General features: G+C 68.3%; 17 protein-coding genes. 1 reads left to right on the top strand and 16 read right to left on the bottom strand.

Annotation, left to right across the window (positions count from 1 at the left end; genetic code table 11):
- The 14 genes from rplN to R2S09_RS30115 form a co-directional block, all read right to left on the bottom strand.
- Entirely contained in the window at positions 1-369 is a 369-nt protein-coding gene (gene rplN / locus R2S09_RS30050) for a 50S ribosomal protein L14 (protein WP_030174545.1), read from the bottom strand.
- 100 nt (positions 370-469) lie between these two features.
- Positions 470-754 carry a 30S ribosomal protein S17 gene (gene rpsQ, locus R2S09_RS30055; RefSeq protein ID WP_039656223.1) on the bottom strand — a complete coding sequence of 95 codons (285 nt, stop codon included), beginning with the start codon at positions 752-754 and terminating at the stop codon, positions 470-472.
- The gene (gene rpmC / locus R2S09_RS30060; protein ID WP_018564811.1) at positions 754-978 is read right to left on the bottom strand and encodes a 50S ribosomal protein L29; all 225 of its coding nucleotides are present in this window, start codon (positions 976-978) and stop codon (positions 754-756) included. The genes rpsQ and rpmC overlap by 1 nt, the downstream gene beginning before the upstream one ends.
- Complete coding sequence (gene rplP / locus R2S09_RS30065) at positions 978-1,397, bottom strand: 50S ribosomal protein L16 (RefSeq protein ID WP_030174541.1); 420 nt, start codon at positions 1,395-1,397, stop codon at positions 978-980. Before rplP ends, rpmC begins: the two co-directional genes overlap by 1 nt.
- A 5-nt stretch (positions 1,398-1,402) precedes the next feature.
- The gene (gene rpsC / locus R2S09_RS30070; RefSeq protein ID WP_316744431.1) at positions 1,403-2,230 is read right to left on the bottom strand and encodes a 30S ribosomal protein S3; all 828 of its coding nucleotides are present in this window, start codon (positions 2,228-2,230) and stop codon (positions 1,403-1,405) included.
- Positions 2,230-2,577: a 50S ribosomal protein L22 gene (gene rplV, locus R2S09_RS30075; protein ID WP_019329637.1), complete on the bottom strand. Its 348-nt coding sequence runs from the start codon at positions 2,575-2,577 to the stop codon at positions 2,230-2,232. The genes rpsC and rplV overlap by 1 nt, the downstream gene beginning before the upstream one ends.
- 43 nt (positions 2,578-2,620) lie before the next feature.
- Positions 2,621-2,902: a 30S ribosomal protein S19 gene (gene rpsS, locus R2S09_RS30080; protein WP_030233885.1), complete on the bottom strand. Its 282-nt coding sequence runs from the start codon at positions 2,900-2,902 to the stop codon at positions 2,621-2,623.
- Between the two features lie 12 nt (positions 2,903-2,914).
- A complete protein-coding gene (gene rplB / locus R2S09_RS30085; RefSeq protein WP_306190416.1) occupies positions 2,915-3,751 on the bottom strand; it encodes a 50S ribosomal protein L2 in 837 nt (278 codons plus the stop codon).
- 40 nt (positions 3,752-3,791) lie between these two features.
- On the bottom strand, positions 3,792-4,211 hold the full coding sequence (gene rplW / locus R2S09_RS30090) for a 50S ribosomal protein L23 (protein ID WP_306190415.1): 420 nt from the start codon (positions 4,209-4,211) through the stop codon (positions 3,792-3,794).
- A complete protein-coding gene (gene rplD / locus R2S09_RS30095; protein WP_306190414.1) occupies positions 4,211-4,870 on the bottom strand; it encodes a 50S ribosomal protein L4 in 660 nt (219 codons plus the stop codon). Before rplD ends, rplW begins: the two co-directional genes overlap by 1 nt.
- An 8-nt stretch (positions 4,871-4,878) precedes the next feature.
- A complete protein-coding gene (gene rplC, locus R2S09_RS30100) occupies positions 4,879-5,523 on the bottom strand; it encodes a 50S ribosomal protein L3 (RefSeq protein WP_306190413.1) in 645 nt (214 codons plus the stop codon).
- A 16-nt stretch (positions 5,524-5,539) separates the two neighbouring features.
- Entirely contained in the window at positions 5,540-5,848 is a 309-nt protein-coding gene (rpsJ, locus tag R2S09_RS30105; protein WP_003948644.1) for a 30S ribosomal protein S10, read from the bottom strand.
- Between the two features lie 1,037 nt (positions 5,849-6,885).
- Positions 6,886-7,077 (bottom strand): DUF397 domain-containing protein, encoded by a 192-nt coding sequence (locus tag R2S09_RS30110; RefSeq protein ID WP_316744435.1) that lies wholly within the window; start codon positions 7,075-7,077, stop codon positions 6,886-6,888.
- Complete coding sequence (locus tag R2S09_RS30115) at positions 7,074-7,919, bottom strand: helix-turn-helix transcriptional regulator (RefSeq protein WP_316744436.1); 846 nt, start codon at positions 7,917-7,919, stop codon at positions 7,074-7,076. The genes R2S09_RS30110 and R2S09_RS30115 overlap by 4 nt, the downstream gene beginning before the upstream one ends.
- 138 nt (positions 7,920-8,057) lie before the next feature.
- On the opposite strand from R2S09_RS30115, the gene R2S09_RS30120 reads away from it, so the two are divergent.
- Positions 8,058-8,522 carry an ATP-binding protein gene (locus R2S09_RS30120; RefSeq protein WP_316744437.1) on the top strand — a complete coding sequence of 155 codons (465 nt, stop codon included), beginning with the start codon at positions 8,058-8,060 and terminating at the stop codon, positions 8,520-8,522.
- Positions 8,523-8,635: 113 nt separating this feature from the next.
- Here the strand turns inward: R2S09_RS30120 and R2S09_RS30125 are convergent, their stop codons facing one another.
- Complete coding sequence (locus R2S09_RS30125; RefSeq protein ID WP_316744438.1) at positions 8,636-9,883, bottom strand: hypothetical protein; 1,248 nt, start codon at positions 9,881-9,883, stop codon at positions 8,636-8,638.
- A 268-nt stretch (positions 9,884-10,151) separates the two neighbouring features.
- Entirely contained in the window at positions 10,152-10,745 is a 594-nt protein-coding gene (locus R2S09_RS30130) for an SMI1/KNR4 family protein (protein ID WP_316744441.1), read from the bottom strand.
- Positions 10,746-10,867: the final 122 nt, after the last annotated feature.

Here is a 10,867-nt window from a genome sequence, read left to right on the forward strand (position 1 = left end):
TCACAGCACCTCCGGCGCGAGGGAGATGATCTTCATGAACTTCTTCTCGCGCAGCTCACGGCCGACGGGGCCGAAGATACGGGTGCCACGAGGGTCGCCGTCGCCCTTGAGGATGACGGCGGCGTTCTCGTCGAAGCGGATGTACGAGCCGTCCGGACGGCGGCGCTCCTTGACGGTGCGAACGATGACCGCCTTGACGACGTCACCCTTCTTCACGTTGCCACCGGGGATCGCGTCCTTGACGGTGGCGACGATGACGTCACCGATGCCCGCGTAGCGGCGACCGGAGCCACCGAGCACACGGATGCAAAGGATCTCCTTCGCACCAGTGTTGTCGGCGACACGCAGTCGCGACTCCTGCTGGATCACGTCTATCTCCTGTTTGTCTGCCGGTTCCCCGGGGGCCGCTTACGCGAGCGGCCCCCGGAGCCTGGCGGAACTGTCCTGCGAGGGGTGCCTCGCAGGAGAATTACTTGGCCTTCTCGAGGATCTCGACGACGCGCCAGCGCTTCGTCGCGGACAGCGGCCGGGTCTCCATCAGGAGGACGCGGTCGCCGACACCCGCGGCGTTCTGCTCGTCGTGCGCCTTGAGCTTGTTGGTACGGCGGATGACCTTGCCGTACAGCGCGTGCTTGACGCGGTCCTCGACGGCGACGACGACGGTCTTGTCCATCTTGTCGCTGACGACCAGACCCTCACGGGTCTTGCGGAAACCGCGAGCTTCCTTGTTCTCAGTCACGTTGCTCTCGCTCATCAGGCGTTCTCCACCGTCTCGATGCCGAGCTCACGCTCACGCATGAGGGTGTAGATCCGGGCGATGTCCTTGCGGACCGCCTTGAGACGGCCGTGGTTCTCGAGCTGGCCCGTCGCCGCCTGGAAGCGGAGGTTGAACAGCTCTTCCTTGGCCTCGCGGAGCTTGCCCAGAAGCTCCTCGTTGCCCAGCTCGCGCAGCTCGGACGCCTTGGTACCGGCCGACATCACGCTTCACCTGCCTCGCGCTTGACGATCCGGCACTTCATCGGCAGCTTGTGGGCCGCACGAAGCAGCGCCTCACGGGCGATCTTCTCGTTGGGGTACGACAGCTCGAACATCACGCGTCCGGGCTTGACGTTCGCGATCCACCACTCCGGGGAACCCTTACCGGAACCCATGCGGGTCTCGGCCGGCTTCTTGGTGAGGGGACGGTCCGGGTAGATGTTGATCCAGACCTTGCCGCCACGCTTGATGTGGCGGGTCATCGCGATACGAGCCGCCTCGATCTGGCGGTTCGTGACGTAGGCCGGGGTCAGCGCCTGGATGCCGTACTCGCCGAACGCAACCTGCGTCCCACCCTTGGACATACCGTTGCGCTTCGGGTGGTGCTGCTTGCGGTGCTTGACCCTACGGGGGATCAGCATGTCGGTCAGGCCTCCGTTCCGGTGCTCTCAGCCGGAGCGGCAGCGGCCGGAGCCTCGGCCTTGGGGGCCTCGGCGGCCGGAGCCTGCTGCTGCGGCTTGCGACCGCGCCGTTCGCCACCACGGCCACCACGGGCCGGGCGCTCGCCGGCGCCGCGCGACGGGCGCTGACCCGCTCGGGCGGCGGCGTTCTCGGCGCGGACCTCGGCGATGTTCTTGACGTCGCCCTTGTAGATCCAGACCTTCACACCGATGCGGCCGAAGGTCGTCTTGGCCTCGAAGAAGCCGTAGTCCACGTTCGCACGGAGCGTGTGCAGGGGCACACGGCCCTCGCGGTAGAACTCCGAGCGGGACATCTCGGCGCCGCCGAGGCGGCCACCGCACTGGATCTTGATGCCCTTGGCGCCCGCCTTCATCGCCGACTGCATGCTCTTGCGCATGGCACGGCGGAAGGAGACGCGGGAGGAGAGCTGCTCGGCGACGGCCTGGGCCACGAGCTGAGCGTCGGTCTCGGGGTTCTTGACCTCGAGGATGTTCAGCTGGACCTGCTTGCCGGTGAGCTTCTCGAGGTCGCCGCGGATGCGGTCGGCCTCGGCGCCACGGCGGCCGATGACGATGCCCGGACGCGCGGTGTGGATGTCCACACGCACACGGTCACGGGTGCGCTCGATCTCGACCTTGGAGATGCCGGCGCGCTCCATGCCGGACGTCATCATCCGACGGATGGCGACGTCTTCCTTGACGTAGTCCTTGTAGAGCTTGTCGGCGTACCAACGCGACTTGAAGTCGGTCGTGACACCGAGCCGGAACCCGTGCGGGTTTACCTTCTGGCCCATTACCGGGTTCCTTCCTTGCTGCTGACGACCACGGTGATGTGGCTGGTCCGCTTGCGGATCCGGTAGGCACGGCCCTGGGCACGCGGACGGAACCGCTTCAGGGTCGGGCCCTCGTCGACGTAGGCCTCGGAGATGTAGAGGCTGTCGGCGTCGGTGTGGTCGTAGTTGTGCGCGGCGTTGGCGATGGCGCTGTCGAGCACCTTGCCGACCGGCACGGAGGCTGCCTGCGGAGCGAATCGCAGAACAGCCTGGGCCTCCGTGGCGTCCATGCCACGGATGAGGTCCACCACGCGGCGGGCCTTCATGGGCGTGACGCGGATGTACCGCGCCTGGGCCCTGGCTTCCATGGTTGTCCCTTCAGTTACTTACGTGTCTGAATGCGATCCGCTGCTAGCGGCGCTTCGACTTCCGGTCTTCCTTGACGTGACCCCGGAAGGTGCGCGTCGGCGAGAACTCGCCGAGCTTGTGGCCGACCATGGACTCGGTGACGAACACCGGGATGTGGGTCTTGCCGTTGTGCACCGCGAGCGTGTGGCCCAGCATGGCCGGGACGATCATCGAGCGGCGGGACCAGGTCTTGATGACGTTCTTGGTGCCGGCTTCGTTCTGGGCGTCCACCTTCTTCATCAGGTGGTCGTCGACGAAGGGCCCCTTCTTCAGGCTACGAGGCATCTCAACCCGTCCTTAGCGCTTCTTGTTCGTCTTGCGGCGGCGGACGATGTACTTGTTGCTCGCCTTCTTGGGAGCACGAGTACGACCTTCCTTCTGACCCCAGGGGCTGACCGGGTGGCGGCCACCCGAGGTCTTGCCCTCACCACCACCGTGGGGGTGGTCAACCGGGTTCATCGCCACACCGCGAACGGTCGGACGGACGCCCAGCCAGCGCTTGCGGCCGGCCTTGCCCCAGTTGATGTTGCTCTGCTCGGCGTTGCCGACCTCGCCGACGGTGGCGCGGCAGCGCTGGTCGACCAGGCGGATCTCACCGGAGGGCATGCGGAGGTGGGCCATCGAGCCCTCCTTCGCGAGCAGCTGCACGGAGGCACCGGCGGAGCGGGCGAACTTGGCGCCGCCGCCCGGACGGAGCTCGATCGCGTGCAGCGTCGTACCGACCGGGATGTTGCGGAGGGCCAGGTTGTTGCCCGGCTTGATGTCGGCCCCGGGACCGTTCTCGACGCGGTCGCCCTGCGACAGGCCACGCGGCGCGAGGATGTAGCGCTTCTCGCCGTCCGCGTAGTGCAGCAGCGCGATGCGCGCGGTGCGGTTGGGGTCGTACTCGATGTGCGCGACCTTCGCCGGCACGCCGTCCTTGTCGTGACGACGGAAGTCGATCACGCGGTAGGCGCGCTTGTGTCCGCCACCCTGGTGGCGAACGGTCACACGACCGGAATTGTTACGGCCGCCCTTGCTGTGCAGGGGACGGACCAGCGACTTCTCCGGCGTGGACCGCGTGACCTCGACGAAGTCGGCGACGCTGGCGCCACGACGGCCAGGAGTCGTCGGCTTGTACTTGCGGATACCCATTTCTCAGTCCTCGTCCGATATCGGACGATCCGGACCGCCGTCAGGCGGTCGGACCGCCGAAGATGTCGATACGGTCGCCCTCGGCGAGGGTCACGATCGCGCGCTTGGTGGCGGCACGCTGGCCGAAGCCGGTGCGGGTCCGCTTGCGCTTGCCCTGGCGGTTGATCGTGTTGACCCCGGTGACCTTGACCTCGAAGACCGCCTGGACGGCCTCCTTGATCTGGGTCTTGTTGGCACGCGGGTCGACGATGAACGTGTACTTGTTCTCGTCGAGGAGCGCGTAGCTCTTCTCCGAGACGACCGGCTTGAGCAGGACGTCACGGGGGTCCGTGTACGACTTGCTCAGCGGGGTCTCGACGGTGTTCTTGCCCTCGGCGGCGTGGCGACGCGCCTTGGCGACGCGCGCGGCCTTGGCGGCCTTGGCGGCCTTCGAGGCGATGGAGGGGTGACGCGTAGCCATCAGGCCTCGCTCCCTTCGGTGTCGTTGGCCTTGTTCGGGCCGGCGACGAAGGACTCGAAAGCGGCCTTGGTGAAGACCACGTCGTCCGAGACGAGAACGTCGTACGTGTTCAGCTGGCCCGGCTCCAGGATGTGGACCTGGGGCAGGTTGCGGGCGGACAGCCACGCGGCCTCGTCGGCGCGGTCGACGACCAGGAGCAGGTTCTTGCGCTCCGAGATCTTGCCGAACAGCGTCCGGGCGGCCTTGGTGGAGGCGGTCTCACCCTCGACCACGCCGGTGACGACGTGGATGCGGTTGTGGCGGGCCCGGTCGGTGAGGGCGTGGCGCAGGGCCGCGGCCTTCATCTTCTTCGGGGTCCGCTGCGAGTAGTCGCGCGGCACGGGACCGTGCACGACGCCACCACCGGCGAACTGCGGCGCGCGGGTCGAACCCTGGCGGGCGCGACCGGTGCCCTTCTGGCGGTACGGCTTCTTGCCACCGCCGCGGACCTCGCCGCGGGTCTTGGTCTTGTGCGTGCCCTGACGGGCGGCGGCCAGCTGCGCGACGACGACCTGGTGGATCAGCGGAACGCTGACCTTCTCAACGCCGAAGATCTCCGCGGGGAGCTCGACGGAACCGGCCTTCTCGCCCGCCGGCGAAAGGATGTCAACAGTGCTCATCGGTTACCTCAGGCCCCCTTGGCCGCGGTGCGGACCAGGACGAGGCCGCCGTTCGGACCGGGAACCGCGCCCTTGATGAGCAGCAGACCCTTCTCCGCGTCAACGGCGTGGACGGTCAGGTTCTGGGTGGTGACCCGCTCGTTGCCCATGCGACCCGCCATGCGGAGGCCCTTGAACACACGGCCCGGGGTGGCGCAGCCACCGATGGAACCGGGAGAGCGGTGCTTGCGCTGGGTGCCGTGACCGGCGCCGAGGCCACCGAAGTTGTGACGCTTCATGACACCGGCGAAGCCCTTGCCCTTGCTCTTGCCGGTGACGTCGACCTTCACGCCGGCCTCGAACACCTCGGCGGTGATCTCCTGGCCCAGCGTGTACTCGGAGGCGTCCGCGGTGCGGATCTCGACGAGGTGACGACGGGGGGTGACGTCGGCCTTGGCGAAGTGACCCTTGAGGGGCTTGTTCACCTTGCGCGGGTCGATCTCGCCGAAGGCGATCTGGACCGACTCGTAGCCGTCGACGTCGTTCGTACGAACCTGGGTCACGACGTTGGGGCTGGCCTTGACGACGGTGACCGGAACAACACGGTTGTTCTCGTCCCACACCTGCGTCATGCCGAGCTTCTCGCCCAGGATGCCCTTGATCTGCTTAGCCATTCTCAGCCCACCAGCCTCAGAGCTTGATCTCGATGTCGACACCGGCCGGCAGGTCGAGTCGCATCAGAGAGTCAACGGTCTTGGGGGTCGGGTCGAGGATGTCGATCAGGCGCTTGTGCGTGCGCATCTCGAAGTGCTCGCGCGAGTCCTTGTACTTGTGCGGCGACTTGATGACGCAGTACACGTTCTTCTCAGTGGGCAGCGGCACCGGGCCCGCGACCGACGCACCGGTACGGGTCACCGTCTCGACGATCTTCTTCGCCGAGGAGTCGATGACCTCGTGGTCGTAGGCCTTGAGCCGGATGCGGATCTTCTGTCCCGCCATGGCTACTTCGTAGTCCTGTCTCTTCTCACGCTCTGGAACCCGGTGTTTCCCTGGTTTCCCTTGGCTTTCTCCGACCCACGCGGTCGGGCGTGTCGCGCTCCCGCTGACACAGATGCCCCTTGTTCGAACATCCCTGCATGGGAGTGCGGCCCGTCCGGAACCGCAGGACCGGGAGTGCGCGTCCGTCATGCCGACGCGTGGCCCACCGGGCGCCTGGCCGGTGCCGCGCCCACACTTCCCGGAAGATTCCCGTACGTCCGCCCCAGCGCTGCCGTGAGGCAGTTAGGGCGACGAGTACTGTGGGACTCGCTTCCGGTCCTCCCGGCGGGAGGCGTGCAGCATCAACACTCGACCGAGCAACTCGGACAGTCTGCCATAGCGGGCGGGGCGGATGCCAATCGGGCCGGAGACAATACTCCGAGCGGGGCAGAGGTCAAACGGGGGCGGGGCGGGGTATCGATCTTGAGCGCCCGGCCGGTCCCGAAGGGAACAGAATGCTCGTGGCACTCTGCCTGCACCGCGGCGAGCGGGGGTGCCGGGTTCCGGCCGTGTCGTGGTGGAGACAGCACCGTACGGCGTCTCGCGCATCGTCTCGTCGACCTGCTTGATCCGTTCTGCGGCAAGGACCGCCGGCCGCTGCCGGACCGGCGGGCGCACCGGCGGTGGCCGCGTCGTCCGCGGTATTGGTCCCGGCCGTATCCCCGCCGGCACCGGGATCAGACCGTGGCATCGCCATTCCGTCCGCCTCCGCATCACCGAGGTCTCTGCGGACGCGGGTGGTGACGGCGTCCAGAGACGCCGAACACGCACGAGGTCCGGGCGGGTGGAACGGTGAGGCCGTAGCCGGTGGCGCAGCGTGGTACGGCGGCCGGCTGCTCGGCGGCGTACCGGGACGAGGCCGCACGCACCGTGACGTAGGCCGCGGGATCCTCCGAGACACCGCGCGGGACGCGGAGCAGCGTGCTGCGCGTCACCGCCCCAGCTCGGCACAGCTCGTCCCGGAGCGGTAGCTGCCGCCCAGCGCCGTGCGTGGCTGTCTAGACGCTCCGCGAGGCGTACGCGATGAAGTGCGCCCAGGCTGCCGGGGGGACGGCGAGCCGGGGGCCGTCGGTGTTCTTGGAGTCGCGGATGTGGATGGTGGTGGGGGTGGGGGCGACTTCGAGGCAGTCGTTGCCATTGCTGCTGCTGCTGTAGCTGCTCTTGAACCAGCGAAGTTCCGGGGTGCTCATAGTTCTCCCAGCGCTTGCTCGATGAACACCAGAGACTCCTCTGGCGTGAGCGCCTGAGCCCGGATGATGCCATAGCGCAGATCGAGGACGCGGAGCTGCCTGGGGTGAGAGACAGGGCGGCCCCCGAAGTCACCGTCGGTACGGCCTACCGCCGTACCATCTGCGAACTTCAACATTTCGACAAGCCCACCTGTCCCTGGGTGGTTCGCGCGGGCGGTGGGCATCACCTGGAGCTCCACGAACGGCAACCGCGCCACCTCCACCATGTGTTCGAGCTGCCGGCGCAACACCATTGTGTCCCCGATCGGGCGGCGCAGCGTCACCTCTTCCAGGACGAAGCTCAACTCCGGTGCGGGTGAGCGCTCGAAGACGGTCTTCCGGGCGATCCGCGCGGCCACCATGCGCTCCAGCTCGTCCGGCGAGTAGGCCGGACGCCAGGTGCGAAGCAGCGCTCGCGCGTACTCCTCCGTCTGCAACAGGCCGTGGATGTTGTGGTTGCTGTAGAGCAGCATCTCCACGGCCCGCTCCTCCATCTCCGCCAGCTGCCGCACCTTCTTCGGATACCGGGCCTTCTTCATGTCCTCCATGAAGGCCCTCAGATGCCCTTGCGCCTTCAGGATCCGGTCCGCCCTGTCCAGGAGCTCCGGCCGGGGAATACGCGCCCCGCGCTCGATCTTGCGGATCATGTCCTCGCCGTAGCCGAGGGCTGCCCCCAGCTCTGCGACTCTCATACCGGCCGCCTCCCGGCACACCTTGAGCAGGCGCCCCACCGCCTGCACCACGGGCTCGATCTCGTCGCCCGGCTCAACATCCCAGCCCGCCTCGTCGGCACCCTCGCCCACGACTCCTCCTTCGGCGCGTACTCCTGCCTCTACAACGCCCGAGACAGCCGAGACAGCCGAGACAAAAGCCGGGACAGTGACGGTACGTACAGGTGTTGTCACTCACCAACGGAAGCAGGTCCCGCCACGCTGAGTGACGTGAACCAGGAAACGAGTGTCCCTGAAATCCATCGCGCGTCCCCCGTCAGGAACTTCAGACTTCAGCTGTCTCCCACACCTCGCGGCGCACGTCTCGCCCGTCTCCTCGCCGCCGAGCAACTGCGCGTCTGGGGGCTGCCGTTGCACCCGGCGGAGCACCTCGTCGCCGAGCTGGCGGCCAACGCCGCCACCCACGGCCGCGTCCCCGGCCGAGACTTCGCGCTGCTGCTGTACGTCGTCGGTGACACCCTCCGTATCGAGGTCACCGACACGCGGGGTGACCGGTTGCCGCACGCGCACCCCGTTGCCGCCGACGCCGAATCCGAGTCCGGCCGTGGCCTGCTCCTCGTGGACGCCCTCGCCGACCGCTGGGGCGTCATCCCCGGCCCGCCCCCGCGCAAGACCGTCTGGGCCGAGGTGACGACGACCGGGCCCACCGGATCGCGGACCGTCCCGCGCCGGTGAGCCACGAAGCGGCGCAGCGTGTGATCAACGCTTCAGAGGGTCTCGGGAGAAGGCCGGCCGAACGGCATGACTGACCCGGAGAGGGGCGAGGACGCGCCGGTACGGTGCTCGCGTCACGTCCGCGTGACCGTACCGCACTCCCCGGCCCCGGAGTCGGAGTCGTCGTCCAGAGGGTGGCTGCGGTCGTACGGGTCCTCGGTGGGACCGGTGGGAGGTGCACCCGTCGGACCGTCGTCGGGAAAGCCCGGGTGGAAGTAGCCGTCGTCGACCCCGCACGCGTCGTTGCCGTAACTCCCGTTCCAGCCCTCGACCCAGAGCTTGCCCGCGGTAGCCGTCCACCGGCGCGGGTCCGCCATGGTCACGGTGAGGGAACGGCGGATGATGCTGCGGGCCACGACATCGCTGCCCCCATGTGCCCGCACCAGCGGGTAGACGAAGGTGTAGTCGGCGTGCACCCGCACCTCACCGCGTCGGGCGGCTTCGAACGTCATGTGCCCGCGGACCTTGATCGCATCACCGGCCAGGACCGCCTCGTCGGGGTCGAAGCGGCTGAAGAGGACGGTGGGGTCATTGTCATGCGACGGCTCGTGCAGCCACTTCCGCAGATCGGACAGCAGATCCTGGTTCTTCGGGTCGAGCAGCGCCAGTGCCTTGTCGGGACGACCGCCGCGCAGAACGGCCGGATCGAGATTGGCCGCGACGAGGAACTCCTTGGTGCGGCGCAACGCCAGCGCCACTTCGTCCTTGCTCAGCCCCGGAACGGCCTTCGCGGGCGGCAGTTCGATGGCGTCGGCACCGTCGCCCCACCGGACGGCGGGCGAACCGCGGAACGGGTGTGCGCGGGTGGGTAGTCCGGAGGCGGCGACCGCGGCCGGCGCGCCGGTCGGCAGCGATGTCTCGGCCGGAAGCGGCGACGAGGACTCGGCCGCCGCGGACGCGTCCGACTCGTGGCCGGGGAATCGGTCCAGCAGCAGGGACGGGCGTACGGCGACCACGGCGAGCGCCGCGGCCAGCAACACCGCGATCGCGGAACCCACCGTGCGGCGCCGACGGCTCCGCCCGTTCATCTCCTGCCAGGCCGGCCCGGTCCGCCACCCCGGCGGCGTCCAGGGCTGCGGCTCCGGCTGCCGCTTCCGCCACCACCGCCGACCGCCGCCCTTGCCCGCCCGGGCCTGCACCGCCTCGTCCCGCTCCCGCAGCCGCCGAGTCACCATCCGCGCCCGCGCGGACGGCTCCTTCGGCGCGTTTCGGCCACCCTCCTCGGCGGCGTCGCGCAGGAACGCCTCCCACTGCTCGTCGGGTATCGAGGACCCCTCACCGGGCCGCTCGTCGGGGTGTTCGGGAGGGGGGACGGTGCTCACGGGCTCGCTCTCATCGAGAAGGACGCACAGGGGATGCGGGACACAGCGGCGGCGGGCGCGCGGCCGGAGGGGCGGCCGGACGGCCGGACAAGATCGCCGAATGGCATTGTTTTCGCCAACTACGCGTGGTGAACAGGACCGTGTGAAAGCCGTGATCGAACCGGTACGGGGCTGAGCCATGCCCCGGTCGGCGCGCGGCCCCACCTGCACCGGACGTCACTTTGACGGCGGACCGGCCGCTTCTTCGTCCGCTCGGCCGGCGCCGCCGTCAGGCGTCCTCGAAACGCCCGTACGCCTCCAGACGCTCACCCGTACCGCCCTCCGGGAATTCTCCGGTGTCCGGTTCGAAGGGGATCGGCACGTCGCCTTCCGTCTCGGCGATGAACATCATCTCCACGGTGTCCCAGACAAAGGTGTGAAGGAAGTCGACGAAACCCCCGCTGGTACAGGTGGGTTCAAAACCGCGCCCGCGGCCGGCGACGATCCACCGGTCGGGGTCGTCACCGGACGTGACCCAGTACAGTCCGTCACCATCGACGGTGAACCCGAAGGGCAGGAATCCGCCGGGCTCCGGGAAGAACGGCGAAACGAGACCCTTCGCCCTGCGCCGGGGTGTGGTCAGCGCGGCCTCCCAACTCCGCTCCCTCGCGAGTCGGGCTGCCAGTTCGGTGTGGCTGTTACTGACACCGGGCACGCAGATGATCAGGTAATCATCGAAGCTGCCGGGGCCGAACCAGTAGACGTACTCCTTGTAGTCCCGGGGAAGTCGCGTCCCGATCTCGGACTCGGCCCGCTGCCAGTCGACCACGAAACGCCGAGGCGCCTCGATGCCGACGTCACGGGCCAGTCTTTCGACACTCACTTCCGACACTCCTGATCCGATCCACCGCCGCCACCCGGAATCGCACTCGTCGCGTCGGAGACGGCCCGCTGGTCTCTCTCACGCCGCACCGCCGCCGGAACCCGACGCTCCATACTGCCGGG

The sequence above is a fragment of the Streptomyces sp. MK7 genome (assembly GCF_032658145.1).
Taxonomy (GTDB): domain Bacteria; phylum Actinomycetota; class Actinomycetes; order Streptomycetales; family Streptomycetaceae; genus Streptomyces; species Streptomyces spiralis.